This is a genomic window from Halobellus ordinarius (assembly GCF_031823395.1).
Classification (GTDB): domain Archaea; phylum Halobacteriota; class Halobacteria; order Halobacteriales; family Haloferacaceae; genus Haloquadratum; species Haloquadratum ordinarius.
On sequence record NZ_JAVQKJ010000008.1, the window covers coordinates 57,657 to 82,229 of the forward strand.

Consider the following 24,573-nt stretch of genomic DNA (forward strand, 5'->3'; position numbering starts at 1 on the left):
CCTATGCGACGGCCTGTGCCTCGAACACTTCCTCGGTGTCGAACAGCGATCGGCAGTCCTCACATACCATCTGTCGCTGGATCGCGTACTCCCAGAGTTTGCCCCCGCACTCCAGACAGTCGAAGTGCGCTTCGACGAACGGGTCTTCATCCGCGTACGGGTTCGTGAACTCCGCCATACACCGCTGTAACGGCGTAACTGTCAAAAGGGTATCGCTCGGAGCGGCGAGAATCCCGTCACACGGCAGGGATCGGCCGCAGCATACTGATTACTCCCCGTCGGCGTACTCGACGAACTGAGAACGGATCTCTTCGGGGATCTCGCGGGCGCCACCCCCGTCGGTTCCGGCACAGACCCGCTGCTCGTAGCCCGAGAACGCGAGAGTGTCGTCGCCGACGTAGGCCTCGTACTCGAACCGGACGGCCCGCGTGCTCGGGTCGGGGGTGAGCGTCATCCGGACGTCGTCGCCGGCGTGTAACGGATGGTCGAACTCGAAGCCCATATCCACGAGCGGGAACCCGAAGTCGTAGTTCGCCGTGAGTTCCCAGAACGGGTAGCCGATCTCCTGCATAAACATATCCGAGGTCTCGTGGAGCGCATCGACGATTCGCGGGTAGTGGGCGATCCCGTGCGGGTCAGTGTCCGAAAATCGGACGGTCCAGGTGCGTTCGAACATTAACGTTCCTCAAGCACGACGAGTGCATCGAGCGCAATCACTCCATCGGTTGCCGCCAGAAGTGGGTTGACGTCGAGTTCGGCAATCGGCTGTTCGACGACTAGATCACCCACTGCAGCGACCGCCGCCGCCAGCGCGTCGATGTCGGCGGGATCGCTCCCCCGGTAGCCTTCCAGCAACTCGACGGCCTGCAGTTCCTCGATGGCCGAGCGGGCCTCCGCGCGGTCGATCGGCGCGATCCGGTGGCTCGTGTCCTCGAAGATTTCGGTGAACACGCCACCGAGGCCAGTGAGCACGACCGGACCGAACGACGGGTCACGGACCCCGCCGACGATCACCTCGGTGCCCTGTTCGAGGTCCATCGCCTCCTCGACGAGGACGTCCGCGTCGATATCCCGCTCGGCGGCGGCGTCGAAAATCTCCGTCGCGGCCGAACGAACTGCTGCGGCGTCGTCGAGTCCGACAGCGACCCCGACGCCCCCGGCCCACTCACTTTTGTGAGTGACCGCCGGCGAGGAGACTTTCACGACGACCGGATAGCCGATCTCGGCGGCGGCTTCGACGGCGGCGTCTGCGTCGGGGCAGACCGTGAACCTGGTCGTCTCGATACCCACCGACGCCAGCAGTCGCTTGCCTTCGGCCTCCGTCAGCGTTTGTCGGTCGTCCTCGCGGGCGGCAACGATCGGTGCCGGCGTCGAATCACTCATCGGGACGCACCTCCGGGTTGCGGGCTGCCGTAACTTGTGGCTCCCCACCGATTTCGCCATCGGAGGCTCCGCCGTCGGGCACGGGGTCGCTGCCGGTCGCGCCGTCGCTGTGTAGCCGTGCGTAGCGGGCGAGTGCGCCCGCAGCGTCCGCCGCCCGCTCGGGGGTCTCGAAGAACGGGATGCCGACGTCCCGCAGCCGTTCGCGCTCGTCGGCCATCGACTCCTCGATCCCCTCGGTGGCGAACAGGACCGGCTTGTCGACGCGCTCGGCCAGGCCGTCGAGATCGTCGACCGGGAACCCCAGCGCCGCCTCGAACAGTTCGTAGACGAGTACGATGTCCACGCGGTCGTCCTCGGCGACGGCGGTCACGATCTCGCCGAACTCCGGCATCGGCCGACCGGTGTCCACCGGGTTGTCGGCGTAGGTGATCCCCGGGAGAATCTCGTCGACCCGCGCTTGGGTCTCCGGGGAGAGTTCCGGCAGTCGCCCGCCCGCCCGCTGGATCCGGTCGGTGATGATGATCCCCGGCCCGGCCTGGGCGGTGACGACGCCCACGTTCGGACCGTCGGGGGTCGGCGAGTTCCCGACCGCCGCGGCTGCATCCAGGAGTTCGTCCGTCGCGTCGACCGTCGGGACGCCGTACTGCGCGAACCCGGCGGTGTAGAGTTCGTGATCGCCGGTGAGCGCGCCCGTGTGGGACTCCGCGAAGTCGCCGACGTCGGACTGGCCGACCTTGTAGGCGATCACCGGCGTCTCGCTCTCGCGGCAGGCTTCGAGTAGCCCACGGCCGTCGTCGGTCCCCTCGACGTGGAGGACGATCGCGTCGGTCCGCTCGTCGCCGTCGAAGTATTCGATCGCCTCCGCGAAGCCGACGTTCGCGCGGTTCCCGAGGCCGACCTCGGCGGAGACGCCACGGTTCTGTCGGCGAGACTGGAACGCCAACACGAGCCCGACGCCCCCGCTCTGGGCGACGACCGCGATGTTCCCCTCCGGGATCTCCTCGACTCCGCTGGCGAACGAACACCGGAGGTTCAAGGCGGGGACGATGAACCCGCTCGTGTTGGGGCCCAGAAGCGAGATATCGTACTCCTCGGCGACCGCGACGGCGGCGTCCTGGAGGTCTTCGCCCTGCTCGCCAGCCTCGGCGAAGCCGCTGGCGTAGATCACCGCGGCGCCGATCCCGGCCTCACCGCACTCTTCGAGCACGTCCGGGACTGCGGGGCCCGGCACACAACAGAGCGCGAGATCGACCTCGCCGTCGATCTCCGTCACCGACGGGACGAACTCCTTTCCGAACAGTTCACCCTCCGTCGACGGGTTCACCGGATACACCGGCCCGTCGAACCGGACGGCGTTTACCATCGCTTCGTATCCGATCTTGCCCTCGGTCTGTGAGGCGCCGACGACCGCGATTCCCGAGGGTTCGAACAGGTGTGTGAGACTCACACCCGCCACTATACTCAACTCCGTCAAAGCGTTTTCCCACTGGCCGCGCTGTGCTCGCCGGTCGGTCTGATTCGGGAGTTGACAGCGGTTCCGGCGTTCTCTCTTCGACCGCCTCCGGTAGCTTCCGGGCCGGCCCCTCGGCTACCGTTTCCCGCCGAACTCGACGAACGCCGCGATTTTCTCGCTTGCGTTCTCGGTCACGCTCGATCCGTGGTAGACCAATCCGACGTCGAAGTCGAACGCCAGGAGTCGGTCGAGCGACTCGTCGGCGGTCGCGAGATCCGCGGAGTAGTGTGCCGTCGGGAGGACGAAGTGACCCGCCGGCAGCCCCCGGGCGTCCGATCCGAACAGCGCATCACCGATCACGGCGATCCCGTTCGGCTCGTCGACCAGCGCGTGGTGGGCGTCGGTGTGGCCCGGGACGTGGACGGCGGTGAACGGTCCGATGCGGTCGCCGTCGCCGAAGCGGTGATCGACGTCGACGTCGACCTCGACACCCTCGGGAACCCATGTTTCGAGATCGAAGCGCTCTGTGAGTCCCGCGAGGCCGCCGACGTGGTCGGGGTCGCCGTGGGTGACGATGATCCGTTTCGGGGTGACGCCCAGGTCGTCTGCGGCCGCCGCGACGGCGTCGACGGTGTCCTCGAAGCCGGCGTCGACCAGCGTCGGCGTCTCGCCGTCGAAGAGGAACACCCGCCAGCGCGCATCCGGGGACTCCTTTACCGTGATGTCGTAGACGTCCGGTGCGATCTCGACGATCGTCTGGTCACTCGTCATCGTGGGACCATACGACGTCACCCCTGTTAAAAATATAGTCGCGTTTGCGATTGCTCACCTCCTCCGTTCGCACGCAGTCGTGCGATCCTGTGCTCGAAGACTTGCAGCCGGTTCCATAGTCCGTCGGGGCGGGAGATCCGGGGGACTGCGACCGCACCGACACTCTCATTACGGTTCACGGTGAGCGACCGACACGGAAAATGACGGACGGAATTGGGCTGCGACCGGGACGGATGTTCCCCTTCGATCCGGCCTGGCTCTCGGTTCCGGCCGGGCTGCTCGCGGTCGGTGCGGTCCTGCGGTACGCGCCGCTTGCCGCCGACACCGCCCGGATGCTCGCGATCACGTTGTTCTGCGTCGTGCTGTGGATCGGCTCGCCGGTCGAACCGTGGTTTACCGCCCTGCTCGGGATCGGTCTGATCGGCGTGACGTTCTCGACGGACCTCGCGCTGTTCGGCTTTCGCTCGCCGGCGACGTGGCTGGTCGTCGTGGGACTGCTCATCGGCGAGGCCGCACGGGCCAGCGGGCTGGCGGAACTCGTCGAACGGCTCGCCTTGAACCTGATGCCCGAGCGGATCACCACCGACGCCGTCGCGGTGTACCGCTATCTGCTCGTCGTCCTCTCCGTTGGCAGTTTCGCGCTCGCGGTGCTTGTGCCCTCCTCGCTGGTTCGCGTGCTCATCCTGGCTCCGATTCTGGGTTCGATCGGGGAACTGTTCACCGAGCGGGAGGCGAGGATCGGCATCTTCCTCGGCCCGCTGTTTGCGACGTACTACGGCGCCTCCGGCGTGTTGACCGGCTCGCTCGCGAACATCATCATCACGGGTCTCGTCGAGTCCGGCGGCGGACCCGCGATCTCCTGGGCAGAGTGGTCGCTGTGGATGGGGCCAGTGATGGGAATCGGTCGCGTCGTGGTCATCGTCGCCGTCACGTACCTCCTGTACCGGCCGCGCGATCGGGACGCGATGGCTACCCCGGAGAACGTCGAATCGATCGCGGCCTCGCCCCGGGAGCGACGGATGCTCGCGTTCCTGCTCGTCGGTGTCGCCATCTGGGCGACCGACTTTATCCACGGGCTGCACCCAGTGTTCGGGGCGGTCGTCGTCGCGCTGCTGTCGTTTCTGCCGCGGATCGGCGTCATCGACCACGAGTCGGTCGGGGAGACTGATTTTTCGATCATCTTCTTCCTGGGAGCGATCTTCGCTATCGCCGAGGGGCTCCAGCGGACGGACTTCACCGACCTGGCCGCGGAGACGTTGCTGTCGTATCTGCCTGCCGATCCGTCGTTGCCGCTCGTGTTGGTCTTCGTCGTCGCCGTCTCGATGCTGCTTGCGTTCGTGATGGAGGGGATGGCCGTCGCGAGCGTGATCACGCCAGTCTTCGTCACCTTCGCGGAGAGCGCGGGGATCTCGATCGTCCCGGTCGCGATGGTCGAAGCCGTGGCGCTGAACAGCTACTTCTTCCCGTATCAGTCGGCCGTCCTGGTTGCGATCCTCGGGCTGGGCGTCGTCGACACGGTGGAACTCAGCCGGATGGCGAGCGTCTACACGATCGCGACGCTCGTGATTCTTTTGCCGATCCAGATCGGGCTGTTCGCGCTGTTTTTCTGACGGCGACGTCGTCAGTTTTGCTCGGAGGCGACAGCCCCGAACGCGTCGCCGTCGATTTCGGGAAGTCGCCGCTTACGAGAAATACGTCTCGACCAACTGGTCGCGCAGTATCGTCCCGGTGTCCGACCGCGGGAGCGCCTCGTCGGTGATCGCATACGCCCGTGGGCGCTTGAAGTCTGCGAGGCCGTCGTGCTGCAGGCAGTACTCCGTGAGCTCCTCTTCGCTGACCTCTTTGCCCTCATCGGTGACGACGACAGCCGTGACGACCTGTCCCCACTGCTCGTCGTCCTGCCCGAACACGCAGGCTTCGGCCACGTTGGGGTGGTTGCGGAGGACCCGCTCGACCTGGGCAGGGTAGATGTTCTCTCCGCCGCTGACGATCATATTGTCGACGCGGTCGACGATGTAGAGGTAGCCCTCCTCGTCGACCCGGGCGACGTCGCGAGTGCGGAGCCAGCCGTCGAAGAACGACTTCTTCTCGGCCTCCGGGTTGTCGATGTAGCCGGTCGACATACCGGGACCGCGGGCGATGATCTCGCCGCGCTCGCCCGCGTCGACGGTCGCCTCGGGGTCGGGGTCCTCCGAGAGCGGTACCGACTCGACCACGCGGATCTCCCAGGCGAACGCCTCCTTGCCGATGGTTCCGGGGTGTTCCTCCTGCGCGCTCGGGTGGGCGAAGGTGAGGTCCGGTCCCGCCTCGGTCATCCCGTAGGTGTTGTACACCTGCTCGCTGAGGTGCTCGTGGGTCTCCTCGACGAGGCTCTCGGTGACGATCGCCCCACCGGTCCGGATGTACGAAAGCGAGTCGGTGTTGTAGGGGGTCTCGGCGTCCCGCTGGACGTCGTTGAGCGTCTTGAGCTGTGTCGGGACAGCCAAAAGCCCCGTCACGTCGTGCTCCTCGATCAATTCGAGCGCCTCCTCGGGGTCGTACTCCGAGTGCAGGACGACGGTCGCGCCCGCGACGAAGTGGGGGTAGAGCCACGCGTCGGTCGTCACCATATGGTACCACGGTGAGGTACACAGCGCGATGTCGGTCTCGTCGAAGCCGTGTTCCATAATTCCCTGGATCGCCCCGTACCAGAGCTGTTCCTGGTCGAACGGCACCGCCTTCGGGACGCTCGTGGTGCCGCTGGTGTACAGTACTGCACACTCGTCGCCGTCGGCGTCGACGGGCTCGGTCGACGCATCCGCGAGGACGGCCTCGTAGGATTCGACGTCCTCGTGGTCGATGTCGCGGTCGCCGGCGTGGATCGCGGCGTCGAAGGAGCCGCGGTCCAGCAGTTCGAGCGCCTCGTCGGCGTTTGCGTCGTCGAAGACGAGCGCTTCGGCATCCGCGGTTTCGGCCATCTTGACCAGTTCGCCGACCGTCGCCCGGTAGGAAAGTTGGACCGTCGCGCGGCCGCGCTTGTTCCCGGCGAACATCGATTCGATCGCCGAGACGTGATTGATCGCGAGGACGGCACTCCGCCCCGTGTCGACCCGCTCGTTCAGGGCGTTCGCGAGCCGTGTCGCCCGCTGGTCCAGTTCCGCGTACGTGAACGAACGGCCGCTGTCGGTGATGAGGGCGGCCTTGTCGGGATAACAGCGTACCGTTCGGTCGAGGGCGTCTCCAAGTTTCATAGTGGCGTGTTAGGTGTTTCCAGACCAACAGCAGTGTTAATTGTTTTGATCGATGAACGGGATCCGCAGGTTCGCGACTGGAAACCGCCGATATCGCCGCAATCGAGTTGTCGACGGTCTCACTGTCGTGCGATCAACGACCGTAGCGACCGTGACCACGATCCTATTTCACCCTCCCCGTCGAACTGCCCCGTATGTCCGACGGGGCGCGTCGTCGGGGTCGGCCGGTCACGGGACTGCTCACCTACGTGCGCCCGACGTTTATGCTCCCCGCGGTCGGAATGTCCGTCTACGGCGCACTCCTGGCTCCAGCGCGGGTATTCCAGCCGGAAATCGCCGCGCTGCACGCCGGTACTGTCGGCCTCGCGCTCTTCGTCGCCCACCTCCGGGACGGCTACATCGACGGCTACCGTCGCGACGAGGAGACGCCCCGACTCGACGCGTCGGCACTGCAGTCGGGGATCCGACTGGGAAGTGCGGTGCTCCTCGTTGCCGCTGGTGTGCTCTTCGTCGCTGCCGGACCGCTCGCTGCGCTCTCGGCCGTCGTCCTGCTGGCGCTCGCGCTTTTGCACGCGCCGTATCTCGACCGACACCCCGTGACTGTCACAGTCGACTACTCGGTCGGGATCGGGGTGACGATCCTCGGCGGGTACACGGCACAGGCGGCCGGCTTCCCGCTCGCCGTCATCGCCGTCGCCGCGCTCTTTACCACATTGCTCTCGGGCATCAAGATCGGGATCGACAGCCTCGATACGGCGTTCGATCGGTCGATCGACAAGCGGACGGTCCCGGTCGCTCTCGGCCCGACGAGTGCCTCCGGGGTCGCCGCCGCCGTCTTCCTCCTGGCAGCGCTTGCGACTGTCGCAGTCGGGATTGGTATCGATACCGTCGGTTCGCGGTTCGCGGTTGCGGCGGCGGTCGTTCCGCTCGGCTGTCTCGCCACCACGGGCCTGGCGGCTCCCGAACCTGCAGTGCGGATCCAGATGGGACTGACGTACGTCTTCGCTGCGTTGCTTTTTCTCTCGGCGTGCGGCCAGGGGTGTGCAGCAATAGCCCCGGTGCGGAACGTGGCCGCGACGGCTATCGGCACCGCGCTGTGACTCTCGCGTCTCTCCTTCGTGGGATAGCAGCGATCCACGAGCCTACCTGTATGCGATCGTCAGGTCGATCTCGTCGGCCGCGGCCCGGAGTCGTTCGAGAATTTCTCCCTCACAGCGCTCTTTCGACATCCGGTGTGCGGGGCCGGCGACGCTCAGTGCCGCCTGCACGTCGCCGTCGACGGTCAACGGCACGCCGATCGCGTGGACGCCGGACAGATCCTCGCTGAGATTGAGGGCGTATCCCCGTTCTCTGATCGTCTCCAGTTCCGCCGCGAGGCGGTCTCGGTCGGTGATCGTGTTCTCCGTCCGCGCAGGCAGACCGTGTCTGTCGACGATCCGGTCGACCTCGTCTTCGGGGAGATGCGCCAGGATCGCCTTTCCGCCGGAGTTGTAGTGCATGTGCACGCTCTCCCCCAGAATCGTGTTCACGTTGATGTCGTTGTTGCCGCCACGACCGTAGACGTAGATCGCTTTCCCGCCCTGGTGCGCGATGAGCCAGACCATCTCGTCGGTCTCGCGTTCCAGCCTGTCGACCGCGAACATGCCGGACTCGAAGACGTCGAGTTGCCCGCGGACGTACTGTCCGTACTCGAAGAAGGTGAGCCCGAGGTGGTACTCGTTGCCCCGCTTGACGACGAAGCCACGGTCGCGAAGCGTCGTCAGGTGGCCGTGGACGGTGCTCTTCGCGACGTCGAGACGGGTTGCGAGTTGTGTCACGCCCGCGCCGTCCAGTTCTCGAAGCTGTTCGACGATGTCGAACAGCGTTTCGTCCGATTTGATCCCGCCGCCCCGTTCCTGTTCGCGTCGCATAGCGACAATTGCCACACGACGAACAAGTAAGTACCGCGTCGGCCTCGGTAGGTGCCGACTGTGTAACAGTATCCGCTCTGTGTTCGATGTGATCGAACAAAAGCCCTATTCGTCGGCTACGTAACAACCGTACGGCTGTTACCGGCGCTCGAACCGGGAACCCGGATCGTAGTGAACCCTGTAACCTCCCGAATACGGACGCTGAAGTCTCCGGCAGAAGGAATTCGGTTCCCCAGAGCACCAGTCTGTTCGATGCTGTCGAACAAGCCTTAGTCGGACCGGTCACGGCCCAATCGCGCTGCCCGGAAGCGCGCCGCCAGATCTACGTACGTCTCGTGGGTCCGATCGATCGTTGCTAACTGCTCTTCGGTCAGCGGTTTGGTTTCGGCGGGCGTTCCGTACGCCATATGCCCGGATGAAATCGTCTGATTATGCAACACTACCGCGTTCGCGGCGACGATGCAGTGGTCTTCGACCGTTGCCCCGCGCATCACCGCGCTCTGCATCCCGACGAGCGAGTGGTCGCCGACCTCCGCGTAGTCGACGACAGCGCCGTGGCCGACGGTCACCTCGTCGCCGAGCGTCGCCCCGTGGAGCGTCGTGAACTCTTGGACGTTCGTCTCGGTTCCCACCTCTACCGGCGTTCCGTGTCCCCGGAGACAGACGAACGGCCAGAGACTCGCTCGCGCTCCGACGCTGACGTCACCGACGAGATACGCCATTTCTGACACGAAGGCGTCGTCAGCAACAGCCGGTTCCGCGTCCTCGAAGGTCCGTTGCATACCGCGCCCCTACACCGGTCGCGATCATAAACCTGGGTGACGTCACGCCGCCAGTCCGGTTGGCCCCCCACCGATCCGTGCACCCCGCGACCCGTCCGTCGTTCAGACCGGCGACATCCCCCGAATATCGCCGAAATATAAGTAGGTGGCTGATCGAGTGGGAAATATGGTCCGAGTACTACTCGCACTCGACGACAACATCCCACAGGCACACGCACAGACGAACGCAGTCGAGGATCTGATCGGCGGAGAGGAGGGGGTCACGGTGTACATCCTCCACGTCTTCAGCGACAACCCCGAAGGCGCGTCCGTCCAGCAGGTCGAGGCTGTCCGGGAGGCCCAGGAACGACTCGAAGAGGCGGGTGCGGAGGTCCAACTGCTCGAAACCAGCGGATCGCCGGCCGAAGAGATCCTCCGGCACGCTGAGGAACACGACGTCGACCGGATCTGTGTGGGCGGCCGCAAGCGCTCGCCGACCGGCAAAGCGCTGTTCGGCAGCGTCACCCAGCAAGTCATCCTCGACACCCACCGCCCGGTGCTCGTCTGCGGTAGCACCGAAGAGGAGTAGGCGCCCCTCCCTCTCGAGGGACGATTCCGCTCCTGTCGACGCCCCCGGAGCGACGCGGTTCCCTCGCCGTCCGTTCGGGGAGTCCCCCGAGAGAGTGTTCGATCCATAGTGTCGACCCCCCTCCTCTCCCGTTCAGTCGTCGCCGATTGCGGAGCCGAGGTTGCGTTCGAGCGCCTCGACGTTCCGGCGGATCTCGGCGACCTGCTCGGTCTGCTGTCGGTTCGCGGTCGCGAGTTCGGCGATCTCCTCTGCGATCCGCTCGACGCCCTCGACGGTCGTACTCAGCATCGTGGAGATGTCCTCGGCGCTGGTCGCCTGCTCGTCGGTGGCTGTCGCGATCTGTTCGAGCTGTTCGGAGACGTCCGCGACCGCCTCCTGGATCTCCCGTTGGTTCTCGTTGACAGCCTCCATCTGCGTCTCGATCTCGTCGATCCGCTCGGCCGTCTGCTCGACCCCGTCGATCGTGTCCGTCGCGATCCCTGCGATCGACTCGACGAGTTCCTCGATGCGGTCGGCCTCGGTCTTCGACTCCGCCGCCAGCGACTTCACTTCGTCGGCGACGACGGCGAACCCCTCCCCGGCCTCTCCCGCTCGGGCGGCTTCGATCGACGCGTTCAACGCGAGGATGTTGATCTGGTCGGCGATGTCGTCGATGAGCGCGACCACGTCGTCGATCTCCTCGACGCGCGATTCGAGATCCTGGGCGTCGGAGGCCATCCGATCGCTCGCCTCGGCGACTGCCTCCACCGTCTTCAGCAGTTCCGTCGTCGATTTCTCCGAGTCGGCGGCCAGTTCCTCCGTCTCGGAACTCTGGGTGCTGATCGTCTCGACGCTGGCGGCGACCTCCTGGGTCGTCGCGCTGAACGTCTGGATCTCGTCGTCGACCTCCCGGACGTGCTCGGCCTCCGCTTCGGCGGTGTCGGCGATCACGTCGACGTTAGAGGTCACCTGCTTCGAGGCCTCCTCGAGACTCTCGACGGTTCCTTCCAGATCCCCGCTGACTTGCTTTTGGACCGATTCAATCGATTGCCGCTTCTCGACGAGGTCGGTCACGCGGTAGAGAATCTCGAAGGCGCCGACCGTCTCGCCGTCCGGGGCTGTGAGCGGGACGCCCATCGCGCGGCCGTGCTTTTCCTCGCCCGTCGGTGTGGTAATCGTCCGAATCTCCGATTCGCGGATCGTCTCTTCGGTGTTCGCTACCTCCTCTGCGAGCGTCTCCGTGACGTCTTTTGTCCCGATCACCTCGTAAGCGGGCTGACCGAGCGCTTCCTCTGCCGGCAGGCCGGTAAACTCCGTCTGCATCTCGTTCCAGTGTGTCAGCCGGCCGTCGCCGTCGACGACGATCACTGGTTCGGGAATCTCGGCAGCGAGTTGATTGAACAGATGGCGCCAGTGGTCCCGTTCGGCGCGGTAGCGTTCGGCCTCGTCGGCGCCCTCGGGGATGTCGGGGGCGAGCGACGCTTCCTCGGTCATCGGAGGTTGCTGTGTCATTGAACGGGCGTGGTCGGTGCCGGTATTTAATCCTCCGCGCCCGGTTTTCACTGCTGATACTGATTGTCCTCGCGGCGCTGGACCAGCGCCGTCGTCTCGAAACTCACGACCACCTCGTCGTCCCCGTTCAGACACTCGATGGCCGACGTGACAAAGCCCCAGTCGTCGCGGCCCTCGGAGGCGCGCTTCGAGAGCACCTCCGTGCGCAGGCTGAGCGTATCTCCGGGCGTGACGGGGTTCCGCCAGCGAATGTTGTCGGCGCCGACGCCCGCGAGCGCGGCCAGCGGATCCGGCCGGTCGGCGATCATCCGCATACACATCGCCATCGTGTGCCATCCGGAAGCGACCAGTTCACCGAACATCGAGTCGGCTGCGGCCGCCTCGTCGAGGTGGAACGGCTGAGGATCGTACTTCTCGGCAAACTCCATAATCTCGTCTTTCGTCACGGTGTAGGACCCGAACGAGTCGGTCGAGCCCACCACGACGTCCTCGAAGTACCGCATATTTCGGCCAGGCACGCAGGGATAGAAAACCCTTCGCCTGGAGCGACCACTGCGGGCCGTCGCTCCACCGCCGGCGTACCACAAACGTTTATATATCAGAGGTCACAGAATCCGGGTATGGGACAGCAGACGGATCTCAAAGAGGCGGCTGAAGCGGCAGAGGAACTCCCTGATCCCCACGACATCGTCGGCAAAGACGAGGAGATTCCCCTGCGTGAGGTGTTCGACGACACGTTCGTAGAGGAGAACACCGACTTCGAGACCTTCGACGAGCTGGTGGCTGCGAGCCCCTCCGATGCGTCCTCCGCGGACGATCTCGGTCGCGTCGGCGACGGCGAGTGGGACGAGTTCGTCGCGGAGTCGACCATCTACGACGACGAAAAGGAGTTCGTCTTCGCCGCACGCGACCACTGGGTCGGCGACAAGCTCGGCCTGAACTGACGACAGCGGGTCACCGTCGGTCCCGGACGCCCGGCGTTTCATCGACGCCCCCGCGTCGCAGACGACGATCGATTTTGCGTTAGTGATTCTGCCGTACCCATCGAAAACGGCCGCATACGGCCGTCTCCCTCGAAGTACAACCACAACGATTATGAGGTGTCTGTCACAAGGTTACAGTAGACGATGAGTTCCAGCGACACCGACCAGCCAGTGTTGATCGCCGGTGCCGGACCGACCGGAATGACGGCGGCCCTCGCGCTGAACGCACGCGGCGTCCCGGCGACGATTCTCGAAGCCGACCCCGCGGATCGCGACCGCGCCGGCAGCCGCGCGATCTACGTTCACGGCTCGACGCTCCGCACGCTCGAACGCGTCCACCCTGGCCTGGGGAAAAAACAGGTCGAAGCCGGTCTCGTCTGGCCGACGCGCCGGACGATGTGGCGCGGCAAAGACGTCTTCAAACGGACCTACGACAACCCCGGCGGCGACGGCGAGTTCCCGCATTTCACCAGCCTCCCGCAGGTCAAGACGGAGCAGTTTATGCACGAGGCCCTGGAGGAGGCCGGCATCGACATCCACTGGGAGGCCGGCGTCGAATCCGTCGAATCGACGCCCGACGGCGTCCACGTCGAGACCACCGACGGGCAGGAGTGGGACGCGCCGTACCTCATCGGCGCCGACGGCGGCGGCTCGCAGGTCCGCAAGGAGATCGGCGCCGAGTTCCACGGCGACGAATCCGAGAACTCCTTCATCATCGTGGACGTCGAGACGCTCGACGGCAACACGATCGAGGAGGATCCGCTCCCGTTCGAGCGGCTGTTCCACTACGACGCGCCGGCTGCCGACGGCCGGAACGTGATGCTCGTCCCCTTCACCGGCGGGTGGCGGCTCGACGTCCAGTGTCTGGGCGACGACGACCCCGAGGAGGTCGCCGGCGAGGAGAAGATGCGCGAGATCGTCGCCGACGTGATGGGCGAAGAGTACACGGACAACATCAAGTGGACCTCGACGTACAAGTTCCTGCAGGTCATCTCCGACAAGTTCGTCGATGAGCACCGCCGCGTGCTCTTGGCCGGCGAGGCCGCACACCTGCTTGCACCCTTCGGCGCCCGTGGAATGAACTCCTGTGTGGCCGACGCCGACGAGGCAGCCTCCGCGATCACGGTGGCGCTGCAGGCCCAAACCCGGGGCGTCCACGACCACGAGATCGACCGCTACGCCTCCCGGCGCAAGCAGGCCGCCGAGTACAACATCGACGCGGCGGGGCAGGCGCTGGAGTACCTCGAAGACAGAGACCCGGTGACAGTCCTGCGGAAGGAGGTCGCCGCGTCGCTGGCTGATCACTTCGAGGTCGCCGGCGAGTACCTCGACGACGCGCCGTACGGGCCGCACGACGCCCCGCCGACGTCCGCCGGCGGCAACTACTGACTCGGTCTTTGGTATCGGTTTACTGCTGATCGCAAATCGGGGTCCGCGATCGGCAGCCGGAGATTACAACAGTTCTCGTGAATCCCTCGCGGACGCGATTCATCGAATTCGCTGTCCCATCGGTAGCCCGCAGTTCGTTTCCACCGGCATTCCCCTGAACGACGACGTCGTCGGGGTCGGCCATCGACTCGGTCGCGACGGGCTCGATATCGTCAGCCGCGACCGACCGAGGGCGGTGTGACAGCTCGTGTGCCTATTCGAGAACTACCGTTTCGGTGAGTATATCTGATACCATAGTTGTCGGGTGGCCGTTGACTGTCAGAATCGATGATGAGGAACTCTCGCTATTCGTCGAGCGGGAGCGCTCCTTCCGTCTCGATGAACTGATCACGGAGGTTCCTCTTGTCGAACTTGTGAGTCGTCGTTTTGGGGATTTCCTCGACGAACCGGAATACGTCCGGGAGCCACCACTTCGGGAAGGTCTTCAGTAGATACCCCCGGAGTTCCTCCTCGTCCAGCGACTGGTCCTCGCGAACGACGTACGCGACCGGTCGCTCCTGCCACTTCTCGTGGGGCACGGAGACGACGGCCGCCTCGGCGACCCCCTCGGCGTCGATGAGATTGTTCTCCAGTTCGACCGAGGAGATCCACTCCCCGCCGCTTTTGATCGCGTCGTCGAGTCGATCGACGATGTCGAGGTAGCCGTACTCGTCGATGGTCCCGATATCGCCGGTCTTGAACCACCCGTCGTCGGTGAACGACTCCTCGTTGGCCTCCGGCCGCTTGAAGTAGCCGTCGGTGAGCCACGGCGAGCGGGCGTGGATCTCTCCCGGGGTTTCCCCGTCGTGTGGCACCGGTTCGCCGTCGATATCACGGAGACGGATCTTCGCGCCCGGCGCCGGGATGCCCGCCTTGCGCTTGAGTTCGTAGCGCTCCTCGTCGGGAAGCTCCTGCATCTCGGTCGTCTCGAAGGTGTTTGTCAGGTGCGGCGACGCTTCCGTCATCCCGTAGCCCTGGTAGATCGGGGCCTCGTAGACCTCCTCGTACTTCTGCATCAGCGAGGCTGGCGGCGCGCTGCCGCCCGTCAGCACCCGATCGAGCGATTCCAGCGGTTCGCCCCCGGCGGATTCGAGGTAGCTGTCCATCTCGATCCAGACGGTCGGCACCGCGGCGGCGACGGTCACGTCCTCCGCGTCGACGAGGTTGGCGACCGCCTGCGGCGAGGTGTGCTGGCCCGGCAGGACCAGTTTCGAGCCGTAGAACGTCCCCGAGTAGGGAAAACCCCAGCCGTTGACGTGGAACATCGGCACGACCGGCATCACGGTGTCTCCCTCCCCGACGCCGAATACGTCGGCGTGACCGTGGATCAGCGTGTGCAGGAACATCCGTCGGTGGCGGTACTGGACGCCCTTCGGGAGGCCGGTCGTCCCCGACGTATAACAGAGCGCGAACTCCCGTTCCTCGTCGAGTTCCGGCCAGTCGTAGTCGGTGTCGTAGCCCGCGATGAACGACTCGTAGTCGACGACGGGATCGAGGCTCGTCTCGGGCACCTCGTCCGCGAGGACGACGTACTGCTCGACGGTCTCGAGGTCGTCGGCGATCGCCTCCACGGTCTCGACGAACTCGGGATCGACGAACAAAAGCCGGTCTTCGGCCTCGTTGATGATCTCCGTCAGGTGGTGTTCCGGCAGCCGGTGGTTCGTCGTGTGGATGCTCCGGCCGCTGCAGGAGGGGCCGAAGTACAGTTCGTAGTGCCGGTAGTGGTTGACCGCCATCACCGACACGCGGTCGCCGGTCTCCAGCCCGTAGTCGTCGAGAGCGTGCGCGAGCTGACAGATTCGCTCGTAGGCGTCCGCGTAGGTGTAGCGGTGAATCGACCCGTCGGTCTGTTTGGTGACGATTTCCTTGTGATCGAAGAGATCGACCGCCCGCTTTAGGAACTCCGTGATCGTGAGTTCGTAATCCTTCATCGCGCTACGCCTTCGGTTCGACCCGGTAAAAAACCCGTTCGTGATCGATCGGTTCGTCGACCTCGACGATCTCGTGTTCGACGGGATCGCCGGTTTCGAGATCCTCGCACTCGGCGTTCTCGACGCGCGCCGACACCTGGATGTCGCCGAGGTCGCCGAACACGAACGCCACTTCGTCTTCCATTCCCATCGGCGCGCACGCTCGCACCGTCGAGAACGCGAACTGTTGGCCCTCTTGTGGGAGGTCGACGTAGTCGAGATTCTCTGGTGATTCTGTCCGAACGTAGGTAGGCTGTCGTATCGGAAACGGCAGTGGCCGTCTGAGACGCTCGAACGCAGTTCCGAGAGTTCCCCTGCCTGACTCGGCTACAGCGAAGTCTCTGGTGGATGAACAGATCGCACGGAAGAGCGGCCTCGATCCGTCTCAAGGCGCGTACTGGTAGTTGACCGAGACGACATTTGCCGACTGCTGCACCTCGGCGGCGAGTTCCTCGCGGTAGTCCGGGTCCTGAAGCCGATCGCTCGGACAGACGATATCGATCGATCCGAGCACCTGGTCTTTCACCTGCACTGGTGCCGCAACCGAACCCATCCCGACAACCTGCTGGTTGCTGTCGACGGCGTATCCTTGTGTGCGGATAGTCTCCAGTTCCGCGGTCAGATCGTCGGGATCGGTGGTCGTGTGATCGGTCTTTGCCTCCAGACCGTGCGTTTCGATGATCTGATCGATTCGTTCCTCCCCCAGGTGTGCCAAGATGGCCTTCCCGCCTGCGTGCGTGTGAATCGGAGTTCTGAGCCCCGGATAGGTCCCGAGTTGGAGCGAATCGGACCCGAATTCGGTGTGGACGATCACGAATTCCCCGCGCTCCTCGACGTTGACGCTCGCCTGCTCGCCAGTTTCGCCGGCCAACCGCTCCAGTTCCGGTTTCGCGACGTGGAAGAGCCGATTCCGGTATTTCACCTGACCGCCGAGTTCCAAGAGTTGAAAGCCCAGCCGGTACCTGCCGCTGTCGTTGACCACGTAACCCATTGTCCGAAGCGTCCGCAGATAGTCGTGGACAGTGCTCTTCGGGAGATCCATCCGACGCGACAGTTCGGCCACTCCGATTTCTTTCTCCTGCTTGAGAAGGTTCAGTATCTCGAATGCGCGCTGGACCGTTTTCAGCGGCGGGGCATCGTCGGTCATCCTTACTCGTCTTCACGTCGTCGGTAAGGTAAAGACTACGGTTATCTCGGACGCTGTGGCTCCCACGGTGGCGATACGACTGCAATGGCGCTTTGATCTCAGTTCCAATTGCCGCCTGTTCTGACTCGGTTGACTCGTCCGATATCGTCACTCTGACGGCATTTTGCGGGACGATTCGGATCGATATCTACTCAGGTGTTGATCTCGAAGTGGGCCGAACCACGGCCTCGGTTCCACACCCACGAAGGGATAACTTACTATCACCCGTCCGATATTCCCGGACAATCGGCGATATACTCGGAGTTCGGACCAGAACCGAACCCGCGGTTTTTCTCTCTGACCGGTGCCCGCGATGACGTGTAACTGTAACGAAGGTACGATTGTTATTCTGATCGCGGGCCAGGATAGATTTTCCACGCGTATTCGGCGCGGTGAGACGGCCGCCGGAGGCGGTATCATACCACTTGTATAATATGAAGTGACTGCCGTGAAGTTCACCTAACAACACATATAGGCGTGAGTTGGGAATTTTTATCATATTATAATCATCATCTCGTCGCTCCCTCGGTAGATCAGGAACAGCACAGGGGGAGTGTGTCATTTGTTCCAAGCAATAACGGGAATGTCGAATCTCCTCTCAAAGGCCAGGGAAAACTCGGAATCGAGTACACAAAGACTATATACGCGAGAACTGATACGGCAGGTATGGCGACTTCCGAACAACTAACTGAATCCGCACACTTCTCCGTCGAGAATATCGGCGGCATCGATTACACGGAGGTAGACATTCCCCCCGGCGTAACTGTCCTCACTGGCAAAAACGCGACGAACCGAACTTCGTTCCTGCGATCGATTATGGCCGCGATGGGGAGCCAACGTGTCTCGCTGAAGGGTGACGCCGACTCCGGGAAAGTATCGATGACACTCGACGGCGAAACCTACGAGCGGACGCTCAAACGGGTGGGCGACGGGGTCCAGTTCGAGGGTGAGGGGTATCTCGACGATCCGGAGGTCGCGGATCTGTTCGCGTTCCTGCTGGAGACGAACGACGCCAGACAGGCGGCCGCTCGCGACGACCAGCTCCGCGACGTCATTATGCAGCCCGTCGACGTCGACGCCATCCGCGCGGAGATCCGGCGTCTCGAATCCGACAAGGGCGAGATCAACGACGAACTGGCGCGGATCGAATCCCGCAAGCGGGAACTGCCGGAGCTGGAAAAACGGCGCAACACCCTCCGAGAACGGATCGAGGAGAAGCGCGACGAACTCGCCGAGCTCGAAGAGGAGATCGACGACAGCAGCCGGGACGTCGAAGAGGGCCGCAAGGAGCAGGCCGAACTCGAAGAACGCTTGCAGGAGCTTCGGGAGACGCGCTCGGAACTGGAGTCGGCCCGCCGGAAGATCGAGCGCCAGGAGGAGAGCGTCTCCTCGCTGAAGCGCGAACGGAGCGAACTCGAGGACGACCTCGAAGAACTGCCGGAGACGCCGATGGGCGATCACCGCGATCTGGACGCCGAAATCGACCGGCTCCGGTCGGAACGGCAGGATCTCAACACCGAGATCAACGAACTCCGGAGTCTGATCCAGTACAACGAGGAACGGCTCGAAGCCGAGGATTACGACCTCCTCGACGGCTCCGAAGCCGCTGGCGACGGCTCGAACGGTTCGGTGACCGACCAGCTCGTCGATAGCGACTCCGAGACAGTGGTCTGCTGGACCTGTGGCTCCTCGGTCGACCGCGGACAGATCGAATCCACGATCGAGCGGCTGAAATCTCTCCGGTCGGAGAAGGTCGAGGAACTCAACGACGTCAAGAGCCAACTGGACGAACGGAAGGCCGAACAGCGTGAGGCCACGAAGAAGCAGAAGCGTCGGTCGGAGATCGAACGAAAGCTCGACGACATCGACGCCGAGCTCTCCCGTCGGGACGAACAGATCGAGGCGCTGAAAGCGCAGCGTACGGAACTGACTGAGGACGTCGAGTCCCTCGAATCGAAGGTCGAAAGCCTCGAGTCCGCAGACTTCCAAGAGATCCTCTCGCTGCACAAGGAGGCAAACCAGCTGGAGTTCGAGATCGATAGCCTCGAATCGGACCTCGAGGAAGTGACCGACGAGATCGAGGAGATCGAGGCAGCGGTCGAACGCGCAGAGGAGCTCCGCGAGGAACGCGCGGAACTCGTCGACGAACTCACCGACCAGCGGACCAAGATCGACCAGATCGAATCGGAAGCGGTCGAATCGTTCAACGACCACATGGAGTCGATCCTGGACCTGCTCGGCTACGAGAACATCGAACGCATCTGGATCGAGCGGATCGAGGAAGGCGGCGGCAACGACGTCCAGACGCGGTTCGAGCTTCACATCGTCCGGACGACCGAGAACGGGGCCGCCTACGAGGACACGATCGAACACCTCTCAGAGAGCGAACGGGAGGTCACTGGACTGATCTTCGCGCTCGCGGGCTATCTCGTCCACGACCTCCACGAGACGGTGCCGTTTATGCTGCTGGACTCGCTGGAGGCCATCGATTCGGACCGGATCGCCGCGCTGGTGGAGTACTTCGCGGACTACGCCGACTTCCTCGTGGTCGCACTGCTGCCGGAGGACGCCCAGGCACTCGACGACGACTTCACGCGCGTCACGTCGATCTGAGACACGTCGGCCGTCTCTCACCCCGGCGATAGCCCAGTACATTTTTGGGACTCTTCGGCGAAAGGACCCCAATGCCAGATTCGACCGACAATCGACCGTCGAGCAAGGTGGCGCGGCTGATCGGGGAGTACGATCTCGACGGCCTCGGTGACGAACTTGAGGCCCGCTGGACGGGCGACGGCGTCGAGCGGACCAGTCTCCGTGATCTCGCCGACTACTTCAACGAACGGCTCCTGGAGCAGGCCCTGCTCGATGCGGGGATGAGCGCGCTCGAGAGCGACGTCTCGACGACCTACCGGAACCTGACCGACGACGACGTGAGTCCCGGGGTTCGGACCGACGCCCGGAACCGACTCGAAGCCGGCGGCGTCGACGTCGACAAGCTCGAATCCGACTTCGTCAGCTACCAGGCGATCCGATCGTATCTGACTGATTACCGGGACGCCGAGTACCGCCGGCTCTCCGACGAGGAGAAAGTCGAGAAAGACCTCCAGAGCATCCAGCGGCTGATGACGCGGACGCTCTCGGTGACGGAGGAACGGATCGAGAAGCTCCGGGAGACCGGCCGCGTCGACGTCGAGGAGTTCGAGGTCCTCTTGGACGTTCAGGTCCTCTGTCAGAGCTGTGGGGAACAGTATTCGATTTCGGAGTTCCTCGAATCGCGCGGGTGTGAGTGTCAGCGGGACTGATCGGGCGTGAGTGGAACGTCGTAGAACAACCACGCTGTCGAGAGACCGGGGTGTTTTACCATACGAAACGGTGGGAGACCGCGGCCTGCGAATTCGGACAACCCCAGATTTTACAACAGTTCACCCGCAACCCGAGGGGTATGTCACAACAGATCCCCCAGGAGGGGGGAGCACCCCGCGACGATCCGGCTCCGACAGCCGGGACGGGCGCGTACGAAGCGCTGGCTTCGGATCTCCGTGCAGAGGTCGACGGCGCCGTCCGGTTCGACGAGTACGCGCAGGTACTGTATGCGACCGACGGAAGTATCTACCAGGCGCGACCGGCGGGCGCCGTAGAACCGAAAGACGTCGCGGACGTCCGGTCTGCCCTGTCGATTGCGGCCGACCACGACGTGCCGGTGATCGCGCGTGGGGCCGGCTCCTCGCTCGCCGGTCAGGCGGTGGGTCCAGGGTGTGTCGTCTTGGATCTGTCGACCCATATGGACGATATCCTCGAGGTCCGTCCAGAGGAGCAACGCGCGGTGGTCCAGCCCGGTGTGGTGCAGGATCACCTCGACGCACGGCTGGCGGAAGACGGGCTCAAGTTCGCGCCGGACCCGGCCTCGTCGAACCGCGCGACCGTCGGGGGCGGCATCGGCAACAACTCCACTGGCGCCCACTCGGTCCGGTACGGCATCACCGACGCCTACACCGAACGCCTGAAAGTCGTGCTCGCGGACGGCAGTCTCATCGAGACCCGCGAGATCGTCCTCGACAGCGACGAGTGGGACCGACTCGTCGCGGCCGACACGCGCGAGGCCGAACTCCACCGAGCGGTCCGCGACCTAGTCGAAACACACGAAACGGAGATCGAGGCCCGCTACCCCGAGCTGAAACGCAGCGTCTCGGGCTACAACCTCCAGAAGGTCGTCTACGAGAACGACGACGGCGAGCGCGTCATCAACCTCTCGAAGCTGTTCGTCGGCGCCGAATCGACCCTCGGCGTCGTCGTCGAGGCCGAACTCTCGCTCGTCACGAAGCCCGAGGAGACGGCGCTTGCGCTGTACTGCTTCGACGACCTCATCGAGGCGCTGGAGGCCGTCCCCCACGCCCTGGAGTACGACGTCAGCGCGGTCGAGTTGATGGACGACGAGGTGTTCCGGCTGGCCAGAGAGTCCGATCAGTACGCCCAATACGAGGAGCCGATCCCCAACGACGCCGCCGCGGCCCTGATGATCGAGTTCGACTCCGAACTCGTCTCCGACTTCGAGGCGGCGATCGCCGAGACCAACGAGCGGTTCCTCGACTACGGCGACGCCTTCGACGTCATCGAAGCCTACTCCGAGCCGGCGCAGGCGGATCTCTGGAAGCTCCGCAAAGCGGCGATTCCGCTGCTTATGAGCCTCGAAGGCGATCCCAAACCCTACCCGTTTATCGAGGATGCGACCGTCCCACCCGAGGAACTCGGCGAGTATACGGCGAAGTTTATGCAGATCCTCGAGGACCACGATACCTCCGCGGCGTACTTCGCCCACGCCGGCAGCGGCACCCTCCACATCCGCCCGATCCTCACGCTGAAAGAGGAAGAGGGGATCGACAAGATGCGGTCGATCGCCGACGACGTCACCGACGTCGTCTTGGACCACCACGGCGCGTTCTCCGGCGAACACGGCGACGGGCTGGCGCGGACGGAGTTCAACCCCAAGATGTACGGCGAGGAGCTGTGGGGCGCCTTCCAGGACCTCAAATCCGCGTTCGATCCCGAGTGGCGCCTCAACCCGGGGAAAGTCGTCTACCGCGAGGGCGAGCCGACCGATATGCGGGAGCATCTTCGGTACGGCGCCGACTACGCCTCGATCGAGCCGCAGACGACGCTGGATTTCTCCGACGAGGGCGGGTTCTCCCATCTCGTCGAACTGTGCAACGGCTGTGGGACGTGTCGCCAGCAGGACGACGACGTGATGTGTCCGACCTACCGGGCGACGGACGACGAACTGGCGACTACCCGCGGGCGCGCCAATATGCTCCGGGCGGCGATCAGCGGCGAGATCCCCGAAGAGCGGCTCCGGTCCCCGGAGTTCCAGCAGGACGTTCTCGACCTCTGTGTCGGTTGCAAGGGCTGTAAGTCCGACTGCCCGACGGGGGTCGATATGGCGAAACTCAAAGCCGAGGTCAAACACCAGTACTACCAGGAGAAGGCGCCGGACCTTCGCTCGAAGCTGTTTGCGAACATCGATACCGCCTCCAAGTGGGGTTCGCGGTTCGCGCCGCTCTCGAACTGGGCGACAGCGATTCCCGGGTCGCGGGCGGTTATGGAGAAGGTCCTCGGGATCGCGTCCGATCGACCACTGCCGCCCTTTGCGGGCGAGTCGCTCATCGAGTGGTCCGAGGAGCGCGACCCGGGCGTCTCCGCGGTCGAAGCCGACCGCAAGGTCCTGCTGTTCCCCGACACCTACACGAACTACAGCTATCCGGCACCGGGGAAGGCGGCCGTGCGGGTGCTCGAAGCGGCGGGAGTGCACGTCCACGTCCCGACGGACGTCGCCCCGAGCGGCCGCGCGGCCTACTCGGTCGGCCTCCTCGATCGGGCGGCCGAACGCGCCCGGGAGAACGTCGATACCTTCACCGACTACATCGAGGAGGGCTGGGAGATCGTCGCCGTGGAACCGAGCGACGCCGTCGTCTTCCAGGACGAGTACACGGATCTCCTCTCGACCGACGCCGCAGCGCGCGTAGCGCGAAACGCTTACGGCGTCTGTGAGTACCTCGACACCCACCGGCTCGTCGAGGAGCTACCGGTCCAGCCGGGGGGACTCGACCGGGCACTCGCCTATCACGGCCACTGTCACCAGCACGCCGCCGGCAAGGACCACCACGCGGTCGGCGTCCTCCGCCGCGCGGGCTACGACGTCGACCCGCTGAACTCGGGGTGCTGCGGGATGGCCGGCAGCTTCGGCTACGAGGCCGAACACTACGACGTTTCGAAATCGATCGCCGACCGGCTGTTCGAGAAGATAGACGCGAGCGAGGCGACACAGGTGGTCGCTCCCGGCGGCTCCTGTCGCAGCCAGATCGGCGACAGGGAAGAGGCAGCGGAGAACCCACCCCACCCGATCGAACTCGTCGATAGCGCAATCGATCGGTGAGACAGCGCGATTTGGCAGTGTAAAACGCGGACGTCCCGACGGTCGAAGACGGTTGATCTCGCCGAGATCCGATGAATCACCTAACAGATGTACGGCTGATATGCAAGCTGCTACCCCCCTCAGGAGTAGGTAATGCTCAGTTCGACAAGGTTGGCGGTGTTCTTGATTTCGTCGACGTAGGCCTGGCGTGCTGACTCGTCGGCGAGGCGGTTCTTTGGAACCGAGAGGCTGATCGCTCCTTCGACGACGCCCGTGTCCGTGAGGATCGGGGCGCCGACGCACCGCAGTCCGCGCCAGTTCTCCTCGTCGTCGAATGCATAGCCCTGCTCCTCGATGCGGTCGAGTTCCTCGAACAGCGTCGCCTCGTCGGTGATCGTGTTGTCCGTCGTGGCCGGAAGCCCGCGGTTGTCGAGGATCGCCTCGACGCGTTCCCGGGGGAGATGTGCGAGGATGGCTTTCCCGAGTGCGGAGTTGTGGAGCGTGAGCTGACTCCCCACGTGGGTGTCGATTTCGACGGCCTCCTCGCCTCGCGCCCGATAGAGGACCACGCCGAGTCCTCGCTCCTCCGTCGCGAGCGTGACGAGTTCACCTGTCTCCCCTGCGAGCCGATCGAGTTTCGGCTTCGCGGCCTCGTACAGCTCCACCTCGTTCCGCAGGATGCCACCGATGTGAAGAAAGCTCAGACTCAGGCGGTACTCCTCGGCCTCCTTGACGACGTACTCGTGTTCGCGCAGGGTACTGAGGTGGTTGTGGACCGTGCTTTTGTTCATCTCCAGGTCCTCGGCCAGTTCGCGAAGCCGGGCCGAGCGGCGTCGCTTCAGGGCCTCGACGATCCGGACCGTCTTTTCGACGGATTTGATCGGGTGATTCGCTTTCTCGGTCATACGCCCCATAGCGATTGGATCGGCATCAATGTTTACTATTGGATAACGCTCTACGAACCGACAGAAAACGATCATCTGGGTATTAAACCCGCGCTTAACAGATTGCC

The 24,573-nt window shown here is 64.2% G+C and carries 22 protein-coding genes; 8 read left to right on the plus strand and 14 right to left on the minus strand.

From position 1 onward, the window contains the following. Position 1: 1 nt before the first annotated feature. From RJT48_RS12795 to RJT48_RS12815, 5 genes are all read right to left on the minus strand, one after another. Positions 2-178: a hypothetical protein gene (locus RJT48_RS12795; RefSeq protein ID WP_311172695.1), complete on the minus strand. Its 177-nt coding sequence runs from the start codon at positions 176-178 to the stop codon at positions 2-4. 90 nt (positions 179-268) lie between these two features. Next, the gene (locus RJT48_RS12800; RefSeq protein ID WP_311172697.1) at positions 269-676 is read right to left on the minus strand and encodes an acyl-CoA thioesterase; all 408 of its coding nucleotides are present in this window, start codon (positions 674-676) and stop codon (positions 269-271) included. Further along, positions 676-1,383, minus strand: coding sequence for an acetate--CoA ligase family protein (locus RJT48_RS12805; protein WP_311172698.1), 708 nt, complete (start codon positions 1,381-1,383; stop codon positions 676-678). The genes RJT48_RS12800 and RJT48_RS12805 overlap by 1 nt, the downstream gene beginning before the upstream one ends. Next, positions 1,376-2,830, minus strand: a complete 1,455-nt coding sequence (locus RJT48_RS12810; RefSeq protein WP_311172700.1) for an acetate--CoA ligase family protein — start codon at positions 2,828-2,830, stop codon at positions 1,376-1,378. Before RJT48_RS12810 ends, RJT48_RS12805 begins: the two co-directional genes overlap by 8 nt. Before the next feature lie 141 nt (positions 2,831-2,971). Next, complete coding sequence (locus tag RJT48_RS12815; RefSeq protein WP_311172701.1) at positions 2,972-3,607, minus strand: MBL fold metallo-hydrolase; 636 nt, start codon at positions 3,605-3,607, stop codon at positions 2,972-2,974. A 200-nt stretch (positions 3,608-3,807) separates the two neighbouring features. On the opposite strand from RJT48_RS12815, the gene RJT48_RS12820 reads away from it, so the two are divergent. Further along, positions 3,808-5,217 (plus strand): SLC13 family permease, encoded by a 1,410-nt coding sequence (locus tag RJT48_RS12820; protein WP_311172703.1) that lies wholly within the window; start codon positions 3,808-3,810, stop codon positions 5,215-5,217. A gap of 72 nt (positions 5,218-5,289) precedes the next feature. On the opposite strand, the gene RJT48_RS12825 is transcribed toward RJT48_RS12820, so the two are convergent. Further along, complete coding sequence (locus RJT48_RS12825; RefSeq protein ID WP_311172705.1) at positions 5,290-6,837, minus strand: class I adenylate-forming enzyme family protein; 1,548 nt, start codon at positions 6,835-6,837, stop codon at positions 5,290-5,292. 194 nt (positions 6,838-7,031) lie between these two features. On the opposite strand from RJT48_RS12825, the gene RJT48_RS12830 reads away from it, so the two are divergent. Next, positions 7,032-7,937 carry a UbiA family prenyltransferase gene (locus RJT48_RS12830; protein WP_311172707.1) on the plus strand — a complete coding sequence of 302 codons (906 nt, stop codon included), beginning with the start codon at positions 7,032-7,034 and terminating at the stop codon, positions 7,935-7,937. A gap of 42 nt (positions 7,938-7,979) precedes the next feature. Here the strand turns inward: RJT48_RS12830 and RJT48_RS12835 are convergent, their stop codons facing one another. Both RJT48_RS12835 and RJT48_RS12840 read right to left on the minus strand, forming a co-directional pair. Next, a complete protein-coding gene (locus tag RJT48_RS12835) occupies positions 7,980-8,747 on the minus strand; it encodes an IclR family transcriptional regulator (RefSeq protein WP_311172708.1) in 768 nt (255 codons plus the stop codon). Positions 8,748-9,016: 269 nt separating this feature from the next. Then, positions 9,017-9,529 carry a gamma carbonic anhydrase family protein gene (locus RJT48_RS12840; protein WP_311172710.1) on the minus strand — a complete coding sequence of 171 codons (513 nt, stop codon included), beginning with the start codon at positions 9,527-9,529 and terminating at the stop codon, positions 9,017-9,019. A 166-nt stretch (positions 9,530-9,695) separates the two neighbouring features. Between RJT48_RS12840 and RJT48_RS12845 the strand changes: the two genes are divergently transcribed. Beyond that, entirely contained in the window at positions 9,696-10,097 is a 402-nt protein-coding gene (locus tag RJT48_RS12845; protein ID WP_311172711.1) for a universal stress protein, read from the plus strand. A gap of 132 nt (positions 10,098-10,229) precedes the next feature. On the opposite strand, the gene RJT48_RS12850 is transcribed toward RJT48_RS12845, so the two are convergent. Both RJT48_RS12850 and RJT48_RS12855 read right to left on the minus strand, forming a co-directional pair. Then, entirely contained in the window at positions 10,230-11,588 is a 1,359-nt protein-coding gene (locus tag RJT48_RS12850) for a methyl-accepting chemotaxis protein (RefSeq protein WP_311172713.1), read from the minus strand. Between the two features lie 47 nt (positions 11,589-11,635). Next, positions 11,636-12,091 carry a MaoC family dehydratase gene (locus RJT48_RS12855; protein WP_311172714.1) on the minus strand — a complete coding sequence of 152 codons (456 nt, stop codon included), beginning with the start codon at positions 12,089-12,091 and terminating at the stop codon, positions 11,636-11,638. A gap of 117 nt (positions 12,092-12,208) precedes the next feature. Between RJT48_RS12855 and RJT48_RS12860 the strand changes: the two genes are divergently transcribed. Then, entirely contained in the window at positions 12,209-12,532 is a 324-nt protein-coding gene (locus RJT48_RS12860; protein ID WP_311172715.1) for a hypothetical protein, read from the plus strand. Positions 12,533-12,715: 183 nt separating this feature from the next. Then, the gene (locus tag RJT48_RS12865; protein WP_311172716.1) at positions 12,716-13,960 is read left to right on the plus strand and encodes an FAD-dependent monooxygenase; all 1,245 of its coding nucleotides are present in this window, start codon (positions 12,716-12,718) and stop codon (positions 13,958-13,960) included. 344 nt (positions 13,961-14,304) lie between these two features. Here the strand turns inward: RJT48_RS12865 and RJT48_RS12870 are convergent, their stop codons facing one another. The 3 genes from RJT48_RS12870 to RJT48_RS12880 form a co-directional block, all read right to left on the minus strand. Further along, on the minus strand, positions 14,305-15,930 hold the full coding sequence (locus RJT48_RS12870; RefSeq protein WP_311172717.1) for a long-chain fatty acid--CoA ligase: 1,626 nt from the start codon (positions 15,928-15,930) through the stop codon (positions 14,305-14,307). Between the two features lie 4 nt (positions 15,931-15,934). After that, a complete protein-coding gene (locus RJT48_RS12875) occupies positions 15,935-16,120 on the minus strand; it encodes a hypothetical protein (RefSeq protein WP_311172718.1) in 186 nt (61 codons plus the stop codon). A gap of 234 nt (positions 16,121-16,354) precedes the next feature. Then, positions 16,355-17,116 (minus strand): IclR family transcriptional regulator, encoded by a 762-nt coding sequence (locus RJT48_RS12880; RefSeq protein WP_311172719.1) that lies wholly within the window; start codon positions 17,114-17,116, stop codon positions 16,355-16,357. Between the two features lie 705 nt (positions 17,117-17,821). Between RJT48_RS12880 and RJT48_RS12885 the strand changes: the two genes are divergently transcribed. From RJT48_RS12885 to RJT48_RS12895, 3 genes are all read left to right on the plus strand, one after another. After that, the gene (locus RJT48_RS12885; RefSeq protein WP_311172720.1) at positions 17,822-19,768 is read left to right on the plus strand and encodes an archaea-specific SMC-related protein; all 1,947 of its coding nucleotides are present in this window, start codon (positions 17,822-17,824) and stop codon (positions 19,766-19,768) included. Between the two features lie 71 nt (positions 19,769-19,839). Next, a complete protein-coding gene (gene rdfA / locus RJT48_RS12890) occupies positions 19,840-20,457 on the plus strand; it encodes a rod-determining factor RdfA (RefSeq protein WP_311172721.1) in 618 nt (205 codons plus the stop codon). A gap of 140 nt (positions 20,458-20,597) precedes the next feature. Next, positions 20,598-23,582 carry an FAD-binding and (Fe-S)-binding domain-containing protein gene (locus RJT48_RS12895; protein WP_311172722.1) on the plus strand — a complete coding sequence of 995 codons (2,985 nt, stop codon included), beginning with the start codon at positions 20,598-20,600 and terminating at the stop codon, positions 23,580-23,582. Positions 23,583-23,701: 119 nt separating this feature from the next. On the opposite strand, the gene RJT48_RS12900 is transcribed toward RJT48_RS12895, so the two are convergent. Beyond that, entirely contained in the window at positions 23,702-24,466 is a 765-nt protein-coding gene (locus RJT48_RS12900) for an IclR family transcriptional regulator (RefSeq protein WP_311172724.1), read from the minus strand. Between the last annotated feature and the right edge of the window lie 107 nt (positions 24,467-24,573).

Bases quoted from the DNA above. Each gene is read 5' to 3' on its own strand.
- RJT48_RS12795 (WP_311172695.1), bottom strand. From the start codon at position 178: ATGGCGGAGTTCACGAACCCGTACGCGGATGAAGACCCGTTCGTCGAA.
- RJT48_RS12800 (WP_311172697.1), bottom strand. From the start codon at position 676: ATGTTCGAACGCACCTGGACCGTCCGATTTTCGGACACTGACCCGCAC.
- RJT48_RS12805 (WP_311172698.1), bottom strand. From the start codon at position 1,383: ATGAGTGATTCGACGCCGGCACCGATCGTTGCCGCCCGCGAGGACGAC.
- RJT48_RS12815 (WP_311172701.1), bottom strand. From the start codon at position 3,607: ATGACGAGTGACCAGACGATCGTCGAGATCGCACCGGACGTCTACGAC.
- RJT48_RS12820 (WP_311172703.1), top strand. From the start codon at position 3,808: ATGACGGACGGAATTGGGCTGCGACCGGGACGGATGTTCCCCTTCGAT.
- RJT48_RS12825 (WP_311172705.1), bottom strand. From the start codon at position 6,837: ATGAAACTTGGAGACGCCCTCGACCGAACGGTACGCTGTTATCCCGAC.
- RJT48_RS12830 (WP_311172707.1), top strand. From the start codon at position 7,032: ATGTCCGACGGGGCGCGTCGTCGGGGTCGGCCGGTCACGGGACTGCTC.
- RJT48_RS12835 (WP_311172708.1), bottom strand. From the start codon at position 8,747: ATGCGACGCGAACAGGAACGGGGCGGCGGGATCAAATCGGACGAAACG.
- RJT48_RS12840 (WP_311172710.1), bottom strand. From the start codon at position 9,529: ATGCAACGGACCTTCGAGGACGCGGAACCGGCTGTTGCTGACGACGCC.
- RJT48_RS12845 (WP_311172711.1), top strand. From the start codon at position 9,696: ATGGTCCGAGTACTACTCGCACTCGACGACAACATCCCACAGGCACAC.
- RJT48_RS12850 (WP_311172713.1), bottom strand. From the start codon at position 11,588: ATGACACAGCAACCTCCGATGACCGAGGAAGCGTCGCTCGCCCCCGAC.
- RJT48_RS12855 (WP_311172714.1), bottom strand. From the start codon at position 12,091: ATGCGGTACTTCGAGGACGTCGTGGTGGGCTCGACCGACTCGTTCGGG.
- RJT48_RS12860 (WP_311172715.1), top strand. From the start codon at position 12,209: ATGGGACAGCAGACGGATCTCAAAGAGGCGGCTGAAGCGGCAGAGGAA.
- RJT48_RS12865 (WP_311172716.1), top strand. From the start codon at position 12,716: ATGAGTTCCAGCGACACCGACCAGCCAGTGTTGATCGCCGGTGCCGGA.
- RJT48_RS12870 (WP_311172717.1), bottom strand. From the start codon at position 15,930: ATGAAGGATTACGAACTCACGATCACGGAGTTCCTAAAGCGGGCGGTC.
- RJT48_RS12875 (WP_311172718.1), bottom strand. From the start codon at position 16,120: ATGGGAATGGAAGACGAAGTGGCGTTCGTGTTCGGCGACCTCGGCGAC.
- RJT48_RS12880 (WP_311172719.1), bottom strand. From the start codon at position 17,116: ATGACCGACGATGCCCCGCCGCTGAAAACGGTCCAGCGCGCATTCGAG.
- RJT48_RS12885 (WP_311172720.1), top strand. From the start codon at position 17,822: ATGGCGACTTCCGAACAACTAACTGAATCCGCACACTTCTCCGTCGAG.
- rdfA (WP_311172721.1), top strand. From the start codon at position 19,840: ATGCCAGATTCGACCGACAATCGACCGTCGAGCAAGGTGGCGCGGCTG.
- RJT48_RS12895 (WP_311172722.1), top strand. From the start codon at position 20,598: ATGTCACAACAGATCCCCCAGGAGGGGGGAGCACCCCGCGACGATCCG.
- RJT48_RS12900 (WP_311172724.1), bottom strand. From the start codon at position 24,466: ATGACCGAGAAAGCGAATCACCCGATCAAATCCGTCGAAAAGACGGTC.